The organism is bacterium, assembly GCA_024228115.1.
Classification (GTDB): Bacteria; Myxococcota_A; UBA9160; order UBA9160; family UBA6930.
In genome coordinates this window covers 1-14925 of the sequence record JAAETT010000135.1, presented here as the reverse complement: position 1 = coordinate 14925, position 14925 = coordinate 1, and the positions used below count along the sequence as shown (strand labels likewise).

Below are 14925 nucleotides of genomic sequence, written 5' to 3'. Positions count from 1 at the left end.
GTGCCTGCATGACCGACGAGAGCCTGAAGACGGCCGAGACCGCCGAGGTGAAGCATGCGGTTGCGCGCAGCCTCGCCTACAGCGTGTTTGCCCGAATGCTCGAGTATCCGGATGGCGAGCAGCACGACGCGATCAGCTCGGGCTCGCTCGCAACGCAACTGCGAGACGCCTTGCTCGTCCTGGATCCGGCCGTGGACGAAGTGGCGGACTGGCAGGCCCTGCGTGATGTGGGCGGCGAAGACGACCTCCCCGTGGAATTCACGCGGCTCTTCGATGTGGGAGCCGGGGCTCCTCCTTGCCCCCTTCACGGCGGTCTGTATTTCGGGAATCGGATGAAGACGATGGAAGAGGCGCTGCGCTTCTACAACTTCTTCGGCCTGACTCTGTCAGAAGCGCCCCGCGAACTTCCGGACCATCTCACCACCCAGCTCGAGTTCCTCCACTTCCTCGCCTTCCGCGAGGCGGAGGCGCTCGATGCGGGCACCGATCCGGGACCGTGGCAGAAGGCGGAGCGTGATTTCGTCGAACGGCACCCTGGACGCTGGGTCCCCGAGCTTCAGAAACGCCTCGCGAAGGAGGAGCCGATGCCCTTCTTCCGCGAACTCGTCGCCAGGCTCACGGCGTTCCTGGGGGCCGAGGCCCAACAAATCGGACGAGTCGCCGCAGAGGCCTGACGGGATCGGGAGGCGGCGAGTCCCGCTTCAGCCCGGCACGCCCGTACCGAAAACGTTAATCGCGCGGTTGAACGGTGCGCGATGCTCGGGATCGTATCCGGATTTCGCGGGGACCGTTTCGTCCCAGAGCACTGCAGCGTTTGGTTCCGGGAGCAGAACTCGAAGCTCCCGGCGGGCGTCGTCATCGAGCGCGCGCCACGCTCTCGAGAGTTCCTCGAGGCACCAGACCCGGTAACGCGATGTCGGGAGGCGGGTGTAGCGACAGCCCTGGATCTCCTGGTCGTAGTGTTTCAACCCTTGTCCGTAGGCGATGGCGTTCTCACGAAGTTGCACAAGGTGGGTTTCGCAGGCTTCCACGAGAAACGCGGCGAGTGGCGCGTCGGCTTTCTCGAGGAGTTCGGGTGTGTTCGCCGTGGCGCGGAGGTTCCACATACGTGCCACCCATTCGTAGACGCGCGGCGCCCGGGTTCGCATGATCTCTTCTGGCGTCGGGTCTTGCCCGAAGTGCCGGAACATCGGTCCCATGAGCGCAAAGTCGGCGATCGTCGGCGCGTGGCCGAGCACGAACGACCGCTGGGCGAAGATGGCTTCGAGCTGGTCGAGCGCGGTCAGGTAGGCCTGCTCCACGTGAGCCCGTGTAGAACCATCGACACCGTCGCCTTTGACGAACCCACCGTACTGCCGTCGCGTGATCATCGAGCGCCTGAGAAAGCGCGGGAGCCACCACATGTGGGTGGTGAGTTCGTCGGCCAGCACGCCGCTCGCGTACTGGTGATCCTGGACGTAGCTCCAGCGATAGTGCATCGCAGGACGCCAGAGCCATTCGTCCGCGTAGTCCTCCAATAGGAGGGCGATGAAACGCATCGCCGGGTCACTCGGGTAGATCGATGGCGCTTCCTGTTGGGTTTCGAACCACGCCAGCACGGGTGTCGAATCCGAGAGCCAGCGCCCGTCCTCGAGTTGGAGGACGGGCATCTGGACTACACCAGCCCCGGCGAGAAGTTCGGGTTCATTCCCGACCGTCGGAAGGAGTTGGTACTCGAGCGACCGGAAGCGGAGATACGTCTCGAGTTTGCCCGTGTAGTAGGAGATCCGTGAGCCGAAGACGCGAATCATGGCTTCCCTCTCGCTGTGCCGACCCAGTCTGCCACAAGTCAGGTAAGGCGGTGAAGAGAGACGCTACCCCCGGGAACGTGTGCGGTTCACCTGGACACCTCATCGACGCAATGCGGGAAGGATCTTCGCCAGCCTGCCGCCACGGGCAATGATCTGTCCCCGTGTCGCGCGCCAGACGTGTTCCACCACACCCTGGCCGCGCCGCTCTTCTCCCTCCGCGTGGAGCGTGTACGCCACGTGGGTCTCCTCGATCCAGACCTGATCGCGCAGGATCGGAAAGGCACCCAGGGCTTCAGCGTGAAGGCGGTGGGTCCGACCGCTCGATTCGATCAGCTCGATCTCGGCTCGTCGCGTCTGATGTTCCCGGCGGCCCCACGAGTACTGGATGCGGGCACGCTCGATCGGATGGTTGGCACCGTCCCGGAACACGAAACCATTGTCGAGCCGCTCACCGTTTTCAATCGTCTGCATGAGGTTGAAGCTCCAATCGGGACCGATCTGCCCCGCGAGCCATTCCCAGCCCTCCAGTTGCTCCCAATTGCGTACACCCCATGACTTGTCGCGCTGGCCGAGAGCATTGATCTCGTGGCGTTCCGAACCGAAATGCGTCCAGCCCGTCACGCGCCCCGACTGCTCGAAGTGTGCGCCGGTCATCGTCCGGGCCAGCTTCGCCCCATGGGCACCGTAGTCGAAGGCGGGGGTGTGAGCTTCGAAGATCACGTCCATTCCCCGCTCTCCTTCGATCTGCAGCCGCCAGCTTCGCAACGGCTCGAGCATCGTGACGACGAGATCACCGGCTCGCATGCCTCGGCCCGGATCCTCTTCGCGACAATCTCCTTCGTGATCGAGATCGGAGGGCCCGTAGAAGAGCTCCAGTTTGCCGTCCCTCAACGAGATCGCCAGGCCGTCGGTTTTGCGGGCATGGAAGCGGTATCCGGTGCGCGCGAGTGTGAAACTCCGGTGCTCGGGATCTGCCCAGTTGAAGTAGAAGCTTTCCTGCCAGGCGGGGTCGGGCCCGACCTCGTGCAGCCACTCATCACGTTCTTCGATCATCTCCGATTCCCTTTCCGAACGTGGTGCGATGGTCGCGATGTCGCTCCTGCTGACCGCGGAATCAAATCCAGCCCAGCCAGGCTCCGAATACCAGGAGGCAGAGAGCGTCGAACGCGAAGATCGCGCCGACGGTCTTGGCCTGTCGGCGGACGTCTCGCATATCGTGAACCCAATAGGCGATGAGGTAGAAATGCAGGTAGCCAAACAAGAATATGGGAATGGGGCTGTGCGCACTCCACCCACTCCAATCCCACGTCAATGCATCGACGGCGTTCAGGAAGATCTCGACGACCACGCAGAGAAATGAATTCACGGCTGCCAGGAAGAGCCGATTGGGAATACCGAGGATCTTGACCGACTTGTCTTTCGGCAGCAGCTTTGCGCCGTAGATTCCCATGATCGCGAACATCAGGCAGATCTCGATGTTGAGGCCGATCAAGATCACGAAGGCGCTGTCGCCGGGGGTGGCCCACATGGGCGCGAATTGCGTGAAGTGGAAGACGAGCCCGTTCCAGATCTCGTTGAACCAATCCATCCCCCAGAACGCGAGCCCCGCGAAGAGGACGTTCCAGTTCCGGCGCTCGACCTCGACGGAGTAGACGTAGAACACGAGGACGAGAATCGGAATCACGTACCACTCGAAATGGCTGCCATCGCGCAACCGATCGAGGGCTTGACTAGCAAATTCGGTCGGCATGAGATCCTCCGGAGTTCGCGGGCGATGTGTCTGGTTCTACGTCAATCGATCCGCACGGCAGAGTTGTTAGCCTTGATGATGCCACTTCGCCGGGGTTCGCAGCTCGACAGGGGGTTCGAACCAGAGCGGTGGTCAAGTCGCCGACGTTTCCTGGATCGGGCCGCGGTCATTCGCTTCCTGCGCGGTCTCGAGTGAAGGGGGTCGGCCACGGTTGCTCGAGGCTGTGTTGGATGAAGTGCTCGACGAGCAGGCGCAGATCTTCCAGGTGCGAAGGCTCCAGAGGATCCGAGAACCAACGTTCCCAATCGATCGGGCCCGTGGCGAAGTAGCCGAAGATCATCCACATGAAGCTTCGCAGAAATGTCGTCGCCGGAAGAGCCGGATCCACGATGCCCTTCTTCTGGGCATCTTCGAGGAGGGCGCGTAGGGGAGCATGGATCTCCAGGGAAGTCCTGATCTCGAGGGATCGGATCTCGTCCGCGGGATCGAGCCAACGTCGCAGGTAGAGTCGTGGTCGCTCGGGGCGAAGGACCATCAGGTCGATCATCGCGTTGGCCATGCCTTTCAGGACATGGACGACCTGTCCGACCTCGATGATCTCCGGCTCCTCGAGCACCTGGAGCTGTTCCTTGAGAACCTCCATCTCCTCCCGATAGAAGTCTTCGAGCACGAGGCGGAAAAGATCGGCCTTGCAGCCGACGTGGTAGTGGACGGTGGCGATGTTGGCTCCGACCTCCGCGGCGATCGCCCGCGTCGTCGTCCCCTCGAATCCGCGTTCCGCAAACAACCGGGCCGCTACCGCGAGAATGCGTTCACGGGAGGCGGGATCCCTGGGCCTCCCCATCAGCTCGCGTTCACGAATGTGTTGATGAGCGCGTCGCGCTTTTCCACTGGGAGGAGATCGAGCAGGGAGTTCATCCGCGCCATCTGCTTCGGCAGCCCGTCGCCGGTGAGGCCTGCCAGGCCCGCGAGCTGCACGAAGATCTGCTCGAGGGGCTGATCCTTGATGGCGTTGACCTTCTCCGCCATGGCCGCCCGATCGAAGCCGGGGCCGCGCTCGCGGAGGGTCGCCACCGCTTGGCGAAGGTCCTGAAGCAGCTGATCGATATGGGGCACATTCGAGCTCGTCACGCTCACGTGGAGGTTGGCGGGGCCTCCGCCGCACGCGAACTGGGGAAGCAGGGCCCAACCTCGTGCTTGCATTTCGTCATCGAGCTCGAAGATGTTGATCTCTTCGGAGCCCAAAGTGAACATGCACATATCGGGAACGGCAAGGGCCTCGATCCCATCGATCTCTTCGATGCCGTCGAGGAGCGCACGTGTGGCATCCCAGCTCTCTCGTACGATCTGCTCGTAACCCTTTTCCCCGAGATGGCGCATCACGGCCCACGAAGCCGCGATCGGCCCCGTCGATTTGCTGCTCAGAACGGTGGGGTTGATGACGGCGTATTCGGTCGTGCCACTACAGACGAAGAGGGCATGCTTGCGCAGCTCCCGGTTCCGATAGAGGAGCACTGAAGCGTTCTTCGGCGCGTAGCCGTATTTGTGCATGTCAGCGGAGATGCTCGTTACGCCCTCAATGGAGAAATCGAAGGCGTGCGAGACTTCGCCGAGGCGGCGCATGAACGAAAGGTAGATCCCGCCTACGCAGGCATCGACGTGAAACAGGATTCCGCGCGCACTGGCCTCGGCCGCCATCTCGACAATGGGATCGATCGTGCCATGGGAGAAGTTCGGTGCCGAGCCAACTCCGAGGATGGTGTTCGGCCCGAGCGCAGCCTGGAACGCCTGCGCGTCGGCGCGGAAGTCCTCGCGATGAACCGGTGTCATGACGGCGCGCAGCCCCAGGTAGTGGGCGGCCTTGTGAAAGGCAGGGTGAGCTGTCACCGGGAGAACGATTTCCGGATCCACGATTTCCGGGCGATGCACTCGCGCGTGATCCCGGGCCGTCTTGACCGCGAGCAGGATGCTCTCGGTACCGCCGCTCGTCATGTTGCCCACGACCTCCGCATCGCCCTGGAGCAGATCGGCGACGGATCGGACGACGTCCCGTTCCAGGTGCCCCGCACTCGGGTACATGTTGATGTAGAGCGCGTTCTGGGTGAGGAAGCGGGTGTAGGCCTCGGCGGTGAGCCGGTAGGCCTCCTCTCCGGGATCGTAGAGGCCGGTGAGGACGCGTCCGCTGTGCCAATCGACGTCACCCTCGGTCAGTTCTTCGAGACTGGCCATGACCTGATCACGGGTCTGCCCATCGCGTTTCAACGCTCCCACGGCGGCTTCCTCCTGGTTCGTACCGATTCAGTGCTTCCATCAAACGATTGATAAACAATATCACGAGAAGACACCCACCCGCAAATCATCCGACGGCGCGGCTGCAACCGGCTGCCCCGGACCTACCATCCTGCCAGCACCCGAAAACCCGATCTGGCGAGGAGCCCCCGCATGAATCTCAAGCTATCCGGAGTCAATCTGTCCCCCTTCGTGCGCAAAGTGCGCGTGGCGTTGGCCGAGAAGGGCCTCGCCTACGAACACGAACCCGTGATGCCCTTCGGTCTGCCCGCCGAGTACGTGGCCAAGCATCCGCTCAAGAAGATCCCGCTGCTCGAGGACGGCGACAAGGTGATCCCGGACTCGTCGGCCATCTGCGCCTACCTCGAGGCCATTGCACCGACCCCGGCTCTCTACCCGGGTGATGCCTATGACCTGGCGCGCGCGATCTGGTACGAGGAGTTGGCCGATGAACCCATCAGCGCGGGTGCCGGTGCGTTCTTCCGCGAGAACCTGCTCGCGCCCCTCATGTTCGAACGCGAGACCGACCAGGAAACAGTCGATCACGCCCGCGACGAGATCCTGCCGCCGCTCTTCGACTACCTCGAAGCAGAACTCGTAGAACAAGACTACCTGGTGGGAAACACGTTCTCGATCGCCGACATCGCCGTCGGATCTCAGGTCGTGAACCTCCGCCACGGTAAAGGCGACGTGGACGCGGGCCGCTGGCCGAGCCTCGCCGCCTGGGTCGAACGCGTGCATGGGCGGCCCAGCTTCAAGGCACTGATCGAGGAAGAACAGGCCGGACTCAAGGCCATGGGAGGGAAATAACGTACCTGGCGCAGAATGCTGGGCCGGTACACCGTGGCACGACAGACTCCCAGAGTCGCTACCGGCGCCGGAGTCTCAGGCGGTTGCGCAGCGGCGTGAGGTCGTTCCCAGGTAACGTGCCAGAAGGCGGTTGATCTCCACGGCTCGTGGGACGAACCCGACGCCTTCGACGAGTTCACCGACGTACTTCAGCTGATTCGGACTCCCACCCGGCGGCCAGGCCGCACCGCGCATCAGGACGCAGGGGTGCTTCCTCGGCCTCGGAGACGTCGCGCCAGCAAACGGGCAATGGACCCGAGCTGGGCCCGCCAGGGAGCACCGCTCTCATACACGTGACGGCCGATACGGTGCATGCGCTCCAGCTCCTCGTCACTCATCGGACCCTTCTCGAGGCAGTCGAGGTTCTGCCTGAGTTCCTCCATGTTCGCGGGCCCACAGCACGTGAGGTGGACTCGGGGGTGGGAGAGGACGAAGCGGCAGCAGTCTGCGGCGGTTGGAGGGGCCTCCCCCGGCGGCATCCGCCCGGGATCCATCAGGCTTCCCCAGCGGTTGCTCGTGAAGCTGACGATCCCCGGCCCCCCTTCGTCGGGCAGGTGGTCGAAGACCTCCGTCTCGGCTCCCCGATGGGCCGCGTTGTAGCGCAGGTGATAGATGTCGATCGGGTGACCATCCTTTTCGAGCTCGGGAATCAGCGTGCGTCGATGTGTGGAGAGGGCCAGAAAGCGGAGCTTCCCTTGCTCCCGGAGCTTCATGGCCTGCTCCACCAGCTCGGGGGCTGGCGCCTTCGTGTGGTTTCCGAGGAGCAGCACGTCGAGGTACTCCAGCCCGAGCTGACGAAGTGCATCTTCGACGCCGTTCGAGATCGAAGCCGGCTTGCGCGTGACGGCATGCATGACGATGACGAGATCCTCTCGACCCTTGCGCGCAACGGCCCGAATCCCCCGGGCCATCGCTTTCGTGCGCAACGCGCCCCACCAGAGGTAGTTGACGCCCCGCTCGACGGCCTCCTCGAGCATGGCCTCGTCGGTGCCGTAGCTTGCGGCGACCCCGAGACGGGTCACCGAGAGTCCCGTGCGTCCCAGCGTCGCTCTTTCGAATCCCACGGTTTCCTCCCACGTCTCGCCCAACCCGGACCTCTACCCACTCCTCGTCGGGAGGGGTCCCTCATCATACGGCCCTTCGCGCACCCACTGCCATCGGCTTCAAGGGGTCAGCCCTCGTGACACTCCGCGGATCCGCTACTCCGCCGTACCGAAGAGGGTGTCCGGAATCGTGGTGAGGAAGGCGTAGTTGCCCGCGAGATCTCTGCGGTGGTGCTTGTCGTGCTTCACCGCCAACCACCCCATGGTCCGCAGGGGAAAGTGCTGGAAGTTCAGCCCTGCGTGGTTGACCACGTTCAGCACGGTGTAGCCAATGAAGACCACCGCGAAGCTCGGGACGCTGACGCCACCCACCAACGCAATGGAGACGAGGAACGCCCCGAGACCGAGGCAGGTCTCCAGCGGATGAAGGAGCAGACTATCGACCCCGCGCGGATGCCTCGTCTGGTGGTGGACTTCATGGACGGCGCGGAGGATCTTCCACTCGTGGAAGGGGTAGCGATGAACGCCGTAGTAGATGAAGTCGTAGATGATCACGACCCCGACGATCTCCAGGGGGATGCGCCAGAGCGCGACATCGCCTGTGTACATGAGATAGTCGGAGAAGAAGAACGCGCATGTGAACATGAACCCCACCGAAACTGCGGAGTTGAGCTTGACCGAGCGCTGCAACGCGGCGCCGTCGACGCCTCGCTCGGGGTCCTCGCTGATGATGGCGTCCTTCATGGCCGGCGAATTGAAGGCGAGCTTCAGCCCCCGGAAGGTCAGATAGGAGGCCGTGTATCCCAGGAGGATGATGATGAAGATTCCCATGTCGATCTCCTTGGGTTGAGCGGGGCGCCGAGGGACGGGATCGTGCTCCCTCGGCTTCAGCGAGTGTGAGCGAAAGCCTAATTCATTTTGCATATTGTGTGCAATGTAAAATCCACCTAGTCTTTCCAGGTGGGTGACTCACCGCGCCGTATCAAGCTGCCTGCCCCGCCCGCCAGGCCCCGCCCGCACGCCGAGCGCCGGGCCGAAACGCGCGCCGCGATCCTCCAGGCGGTGAGCGAGAGCGTTGTAGAGGTGGGTTTCACGCGGACGACCGCGGCCGAGATTGCGCGCCGGGCCGGCGTCACCTGGGGTGCGGTCCAGCACCACTTTGGGGGCAAGGACGGCATGCTGAGGGCCGTCCTCGAGGACTCCTTCAACCGCTTCGTGGAGCGAGTCGAGAGCGTTCCGCGAGAGGGCCCGCTCGAAAAGCGGGTGTCGCTCTTCGTCGACCGGGCCTGGGAGCACTACTCGAGCACCGACTACCAGACCACGCACGAAATCCTGCTGTACTTTCGCGCTCGGGAAGACATCGAGGAAGCACCGACCTGGTCGGCCATCATGGCCAAGGCGTGGAACGAAGTCTGGCGTGAGATCTTCTTCGACACGACGGTTTCGCGTCGGCACCTCGTTCTCACCGCCCGATACGCCCTCGCAACGCTCTCCGGGCTCGGCAGCCTGCTGCTTCTCTCGGGCGATCCGGCCGACTCGTTGGCGCGTGATCTCGATATCCTGAAGCGCGTGCTGATCGACGAACTTCGAGACGAGGAAGGCTGACGCACGCTGTTGAACGTCTCTGCGACGCTCGACATGAATTCCATCACGGAGAAGTCCCTGGCTGCATCCAAGCGCCCCGTAATCGTCGGTGTTGGTCAGCTGGTTCAGCGCGACGCCGAACTGGGTGACGCTCTCGAACCGTTGAAGATGCTCGAGCAGGTGACGCGTCAGGCTGCGCAGGACGCGGAGATCACTGACGCGACCCTCGCCGGTCTCGATACCGTCGCCGTCGTGAGCGTGGCCGGTTGGCGCGCAACGAATCCGGCTCGTCTGCTCAGTGACGTGATCGGCGCGAAGCCCAGTGCCGAGTTCACGACCGAACTCGGTGGCCAGATCGGCGTCACGGCTGCCAACCAGCTGGCGGAACGAATCACGCGCGGCGAGACGAAGATCGGACTGCTCGCGGGCTGCAACAATCTGCGCACGCTTCGTCGGGCGATCGCCATCAAGCGGGATCTCGGCTGGGTGAAGGGAGGCGGCCCAGCACCCGAATGCATCGGCGAAGTTCGTCCAGGAAACACGGATCTCGAGCGCCAATACGGCATGGAGACGCCGCCAGATATCTATCCGATCTTCGAAAATGCACTGCGTGCGCGCCGTGGACTCAGTCTGAGCGAGCACGCCCAGAAAATGGGAGAGCTGTTCAGCGCCTTCTCGAAGGTCGCAGCCGCAAATCCGCATGCCTGGTTTCCCACGTTCCGGGATGCTGCCGAACTCACGACTCCGACGGCGAAGAATCGCATGATCGCGTTTCCCTATCCGAAGTATCTGAACGCGATCTTGAACACCGATCAGGCAGCCGCGCTACTGATCATGTCCGAGAGCGCGGCTCTGGAGGCCGGTGTTCCGCGAGAAAAGCTGGTCTACTGGTGGGGCGGGGCGGAGGCCGTCGAGAAGGCATGGAATTCCAGCGAACGGCCCGATTTCGCCAGCTGTCCTGCCATGCTGGACGCCTCTCAGAGTGCGCTTCAAAACGCGGGTATTCAGATCTCAGACGTCGATCTGATCGATTTCTACAGCTGTTTCCCGGTCGCGGTCGAGACGGCCATTCGCCAGCTGGGATTGAGTGAAGACGATCCGCGCGGATTCACCGTGACGGGCGGACTGCCCTACGCGGGCGGGCCTGCCAGCGCCTACACACTTCACTCGCTGGCGACCATGGCCGAGCGTATTCGCGGCGGGAGTGACACGATCGGCCTGGTGACGGGCAATGGCTGGTATCTGACCAAGCATGCGGCGAGTCTCTGGGCGTCCTCACCCAAGACGGGAAGTGTGCCCACGCGCGGCCTCTGCGACGATCTGCCCTCTGCAGAGCAGGACTGTACCCCGCGCCCGGTGGTGCCCGATGTACAAGGCGATGCCGTCGTCGAAGCCTACACCGTGGTGTACGGCAAGGATGGTTCGCCGGAACGGGGCATCGTGCTCGGTGCCGCCGAAGGGGGCGCTCGCTTCCTGGCCAACACACCCACCGATCGAGGACTTCTGGAGGCCTTCGTCTCCAGCGAGCAGGTGGGCCGCCCCGGAATCCTCAAGGACGTGGCGGGACTTCAACAGTTCGAACCCGCCTAGCGAGTTTCGGCGCTGGGATCAGCGAGCGGAGGCCCTACGCGCGCTCGTAGGTGCCCATCAGACGATTCATCCCGAGCACATCCGGCTCGATCGTGTCGAGCAACTCCCGCAGCGTGAGGCCCGCCTCGAGATCGGGTTCGCGGCTGAGCGCAAGCAGCCAGAAGAAGTAGCGGTGCGTCCCGTGGCCCTCCGGGGGCATCGGACCGCCATAGCCCGGCTTGCCGAAGTCCGTTGGCCCTGTCGCATGCTCAGCTACGCCCTCCGGCAGGCTCGTCGCCGTGCCCGGAATGTTGTAGAGCACCCAATGGACGAATCCGTAGCCTCCGGACGAGACGACCGGCGCATCGGGATCGTGACAGATCACTGCGAACGAACGGGTTCCGTCGGGAACGGTGCTCCAATCGAGCGCCGGGGAAGTGTCGTCCCCCTCCCCGCTGTGCCTCGTCGGAATGGGTCCTCCCTCTTTGAAGGCCGAACTCGATAGCTGCAGGTCTGAAAGTGCGAATTTCATGGGCTTCTCCTCTCTTGTAGTCGTCCGCGGTTGGGAGCCTGCACCGATTTCCGCTTCAGCACAAGCACGCCATGCTCTATCCGGATCAGCGGATCAGCGGATCAGCCAGAGAGGGTAGGGGGTATGGCGTGCGGACAACGAAATCGGATCTCCCATGGTGTACATTCCAGGGCGCGCCCGGCAGGAGACGCGATCATGAATCTATCGACTCGAACTGCCAGCTCTCGAGCGGCCGCTCCGTTCTCGGTTCCGGCTGGAGTTGTCGTGGAACCCCGTCGTTTCGACTTTCGCGATCTCGACGCGATCCCGAAGTACTGGTTCGCCGACAACGCGATCATCACCCATATGGAGAACGCTTTTTCGTTTCTGATCCCCCCCGGAGAAGCATTCTTCATTCGGTCGGTCCGGAACTACCAGGACCGTGCCAAGGATCCCGCGCAGAAGGCGCTGATCGAAGCCTTCGTTCAACAGGAAGGACTGCACACCAGGGCCCACAATGAGTTCAACGCATCGCTTGCTCGGTTCGGTGTGGACGTTGCGCGCGAGACCGCGTATGCCAGACGGACCGTCGCGCGGATGGAGAAGTTCCTGCCGAAGAAGATGAGGTTGGGAGTGACCGTCTTTCTGGAGCACCTGACGGCCGTTGGCGCGCACACGGTATTTTCTGAGCCTGTGGTCGCGGAGAGCATGCACCCCGAGGCGCTCCGGTTCTGGCGCTGGCACGCTGCCGAGGAGCTCGAGCACAAGGCCGTAGCCTTCGACCTCTTTCGCGAGGTAGGGGGAGGGTATTGGCTGCGGGTGCTGTCGGCTGTCGCGGCCATCGCGCTGTTGGCGGTCCCGCTCAACCGGCTCGTCGTTCGCATGTCGCGGGAAGATCCCCAACCGGTCAGCGAAGACATGCGAAAGAGCGCGCGTGAACTCAACCGAAAGATCGCCGGCCCTCAGTTGCGAATGATCGGCAAGTACTTCCGTCCGGGCTTTCATCCGTGGAACGAGAACGACGAGCCGTATCTGCGAGGGTGGTATCGGAACCCCGACGTCAGTGCTGCGGGCTAGCCTCTTCTCTTCCGCCATGGACGGGGCGACCCATGGGCACCTATCGTTCGGCTCCTAGAGAGGAGAACGAATGGCGGGCTGGGCTTCGGATCTCGGATTGTTGTTGGAAGAAAGGAAGCAGCGCATCGACGAGGGGTGCTCGATCGGGGATGACCTCCTGGCCCGAATCGATGCGCTCGATCCCATCGAAGACGCCTGGAATTCGGAGGCCATCGACCCTCTCTACGATGAGCTCCTGGCTCTTTCGGCCGACCCGGAACTCGAGGCGCGGGAGCCCAACGATCTCGAAGCCATTCGCAGCCTGCGGCCGAGCGATCCGATCGAGATCCTCCCGTGGGTGATGAGCGAAGCAGCCTTGCGCGATCGATTGCACGGCGCATGGACGGGACGTTGTTGTGGTTGCGCATCCGGCAAGCCGGTGGAACTGATGGGGATGCAGGGTGGCCGAAAGGCCATCAAGTCCTATCTGCAAGGCGCGGACGCCTGGCCGCTGCAGGACTACATCCCAGAGCGTTCGGGAGAAGTGCAGGCGCTGTGCAAACTCTCGACCCGCGAGAATATCGCCTTCATGGAGCCGGATGATGACATCCACTACTCGCTGGTCGGCCTCGCTGTGCTCGAACAATACGGCCCGGAATTTCGCTGGCATGACGTCGCCACATGTTGGACCGCGCGCATTCCGTTCATGGCGATCTGTACTGCTGAGACCCAAGCCGTCTTGAACTTCTGGAACGGCTCGGCACGCCTGGCTCACAATCGGATCAATACCACTCCGGAAGTGACCCGCATGCACCGGAACCCCTACCGGGAGTGGATCGGTGCCCAGATTCGCTCGGATGGCTGGGCCTGGGCATGTGCGGGAAAGCCGGGGCTCGCAGCCGAGTTCGCCTGGCGGGACGCCCACTGGACCCACACCCGCAATGGCATCTACGGCGAGATGTTCTGCGCGGCAATGCAAGCGGCCGCATTCGTAGAAGACGATTCGCAGAAGCTCGTCGATATCGGGCTCTCTCAGATCCCGGCGGAGTGCCGGCTCGCCGAGGGTGTTCGGCAGTGTCTCACGTGGATCGAAACGTGTTCGGATTGGGAGGCGTGCATGGAGCGCCTCGAGGCGCGCTACCCCGGGATGAGCCCGGTGCATACGATCAACAATGCGCTGATCTGCGTTCTTTCGCTCTTCTACGGGCAGATGGATTCACGCATCAGCACGACGATCGCAGTGATGGCGGGGCTCGATACGGACTGCAATGGTGCGACGGTCGGGTCGATCGTCGGTGCGGCCGCGGGCCGAAGCGCATTCGACGAGTCATTCGCAGCGCCACTCAATGATCTCGTCAAACCGGCGATGATCGGTTTTTCGGATACGACGCTCACTGATCTCGCAGAGCGTCATCTCACGGTCTGGAAACGTGTCGACGAATACGCTCGGAGAATTGGATAGCGCACAGCCCGATTCCCGGACATCGACAGCAAGAAGAACACTGAATCGTCGCATCTGATAGGTTGCATCGTGTCGGATCGATCTCTGGCGAGTCGCGACCCCGAGCCAAGCGCGATTCGAAGGAACTCGAGTTCCAAGAACTCCGATCCGAACGCCATTCGAGCGCAAGATTCGAGAGCCGCGATCCGTCAGTCCAAGAAATCGCGCCTCTCCGCAGCTCGCACGCCCAGGTTTCCATAGCGGTGGTAGTCGATGCACAAGCTCTGTTCGCGCACGACGTGGAGGAGTTCGATTCGGCCCACGCCAAGGGGGGGCTCGGTCGCCAGAAACGATCCGACTTCCGCCGCTGCTTGCTGTACGAGTTCGGGAACCCGATCCGGCGCCGCGAAGCGAACGCGGTCGACCTGTCCGAACCGGATGGCCGCGGCAAGGGTTGCGTCATCTTCTTCGACGAACTCGATGGCGGCGGCCCAGTCTTCCGTCGCATCATGAAGCGCATCGATGAATGGAAACACGCTGCCGGGCGGGGTGCTGATCGCCATCGCGCATGAGACAGACCGGCCCGCGAGGACCCGAGCAAGGATGTCGAAGGGCTCATCTTTCTCGTGGATGCGGATTCGAAGGCGCTCAATGGGGCGATAGCGACGAATATTGTCCTGGCCGATGAGTCGGAACGTGTCATGGGAACAGCCGAATTCTTCGTCGAATGCCTGGGCATAGCTCGCAGCCGCATGTCGCAGCTGATCTGCCTGGCTTTGTGACAAAGCAGCGGTGCGCTCGAGACTGTCGAGGAGATCTGCGACGCGATCATCGAGAACGGCAAGCTCTCGCGCCGCGCCAGGCACCGATGTCTCCTCGAACCTCATCAGTGCAGTCACGTAGTTTGTAGACGCTCACTCAGAAGCGTAGAAATCTGATCATTTGGCCGGGGGGCGACGCAGCCCGCCGTTCCGGATTCCGATTCAGATCTTCCGGGTCGAAAGGTCCTTGACCCAGGGCGAACGCCCTCCCGGCTCGACCGG

General features: G+C 62.9%; 16 protein-coding genes. 6 read left to right on the top strand and 10 right to left on the bottom strand.

The annotated features are described in order from the left end of the window. Positions 1 to 8 precede the first annotated feature (8 nt). Positions 9 to 674, top strand: coding sequence for a hypothetical protein (locus GY937_06600; protein ID MCP5056382.1), 666 nt, complete (start codon positions 9 to 11; stop codon positions 672 to 674). A gap of 27 nt (positions 675 to 701) precedes the next feature. Here the strand turns inward: GY937_06600 and GY937_06595 are convergent, their stop codons facing one another. From GY937_06595 to GY937_06575, 5 genes are all read right to left on the bottom strand, one after another. Then, complete coding sequence (locus GY937_06595) at positions 702 to 1790, bottom strand: glutathione S-transferase family protein (protein ID MCP5056381.1); 1089 nt, start codon at positions 1788 to 1790, stop codon at positions 702 to 704. A 99-nt stretch (positions 1791 to 1889) separates the two neighbouring features. Continuing rightward, positions 1890 to 2843, bottom strand: coding sequence for a hypothetical protein (locus GY937_06590; protein MCP5056380.1), 954 nt, complete (start codon positions 2841 to 2843; stop codon positions 1890 to 1892). 61 nt (positions 2844 to 2904) lie between these two features. Beyond that, positions 2905 to 3540: a hypothetical protein gene (locus tag GY937_06585; protein ID MCP5056379.1), complete on the bottom strand. Its 636-nt coding sequence runs from the start codon at positions 3538 to 3540 to the stop codon at positions 2905 to 2907. A gap of 166 nt (positions 3541 to 3706) precedes the next feature. After that, complete coding sequence (locus GY937_06580) at positions 3707 to 4384, bottom strand: TetR/AcrR family transcriptional regulator (GenBank protein MCP5056378.1); 678 nt, start codon at positions 4382 to 4384, stop codon at positions 3707 to 3709. Next, positions 4384 to 5769, bottom strand: a complete 1386-nt coding sequence (locus GY937_06575; GenBank protein MCP5056377.1) for an aspartate aminotransferase family protein — start codon at positions 5767 to 5769, stop codon at positions 4384 to 4386. The genes GY937_06580 and GY937_06575 overlap by 1 nt, the downstream gene beginning before the upstream one ends. Before the next feature lie 213 nt (positions 5770 to 5982). Here GY937_06575 and GY937_06570 point away from each other — a divergent pair, with 213 nt between their 5' ends. Further along, positions 5983 to 6639 (top strand): glutathione S-transferase family protein, encoded by a 657-nt coding sequence (locus GY937_06570; protein ID MCP5056376.1) that lies wholly within the window; start codon positions 5983 to 5985, stop codon positions 6637 to 6639. Between the two features lie 75 nt (positions 6640 to 6714). Here GY937_06570 and GY937_06565 read toward each other — a convergent pair whose 3' ends face one another. The 3 genes from GY937_06565 to GY937_06555 all read right to left on the bottom strand — a co-directional run bounded on the left by GY937_06565 (position 6715) and on the right by GY937_06555 (position 8552). Continuing rightward, entirely contained in the window at positions 6715 to 6873 is a 159-nt protein-coding gene (locus tag GY937_06565) for a hypothetical protein (GenBank protein MCP5056375.1), read from the bottom strand. Further along, positions 6873 to 7742 (bottom strand): aldo/keto reductase, encoded by an 870-nt coding sequence (locus GY937_06560; GenBank protein ID MCP5056374.1) that lies wholly within the window; start codon positions 7740 to 7742, stop codon positions 6873 to 6875. The genes GY937_06565 and GY937_06560 overlap by 1 nt, the downstream gene beginning before the upstream one ends. 135 nt (positions 7743 to 7877) lie before the next feature. Further along, positions 7878 to 8552, bottom strand: coding sequence for a sterol desaturase family protein (locus GY937_06555; protein MCP5056373.1), 675 nt, complete (start codon positions 8550 to 8552; stop codon positions 7878 to 7880). Positions 8553 to 8681: 129 nt separating this feature from the next. Here GY937_06555 and GY937_06550 point away from each other — a divergent pair, with 129 nt between their 5' ends. Beyond that, positions 8682 to 9326, top strand: a complete 645-nt coding sequence (locus tag GY937_06550) for a TetR/AcrR family transcriptional regulator (protein ID MCP5056372.1) — start codon at positions 8682 to 8684, stop codon at positions 9324 to 9326. Between the two features lie 9 nt (positions 9327 to 9335). Beyond that, the gene (locus GY937_06545; protein ID MCP5056371.1) at positions 9336 to 10895 is read left to right on the top strand and encodes an acetyl-CoA acetyltransferase; all 1560 of its coding nucleotides are present in this window, start codon (positions 9336 to 9338) and stop codon (positions 10893 to 10895) included. Between the two features lie 34 nt (positions 10896 to 10929). On the opposite strand, the gene GY937_06540 is transcribed toward GY937_06545, so the two are convergent. After that, positions 10930 to 11406: a YbhB/YbcL family Raf kinase inhibitor-like protein gene (locus GY937_06540; protein ID MCP5056370.1), complete on the bottom strand. Its 477-nt coding sequence runs from the start codon at positions 11404 to 11406 to the stop codon at positions 10930 to 10932. Between the two features lie 195 nt (positions 11407 to 11601). Between GY937_06540 and GY937_06535 the strand changes: the two genes are divergently transcribed. Then, positions 11602 to 12462: a metal-dependent hydrolase gene (locus tag GY937_06535; protein MCP5056369.1), complete on the top strand. Its 861-nt coding sequence runs from the start codon at positions 11602 to 11604 to the stop codon at positions 12460 to 12462. A gap of 70 nt (positions 12463 to 12532) precedes the next feature. Next, entirely contained in the window at positions 12533 to 13903 is a 1371-nt protein-coding gene (locus GY937_06530; GenBank protein MCP5056368.1) for an ADP-ribosylglycohydrolase family protein, read from the top strand. 188 nt (positions 13904 to 14091) lie between these two features. Here the strand turns inward: GY937_06530 and GY937_06525 are convergent, their stop codons facing one another. Continuing rightward, the gene (locus GY937_06525) at positions 14092 to 14748 is read right to left on the bottom strand and encodes a hypothetical protein (protein MCP5056367.1); all 657 of its coding nucleotides are present in this window, start codon (positions 14746 to 14748) and stop codon (positions 14092 to 14094) included. Positions 14749 to 14925 lie beyond the last annotated feature (177 nt).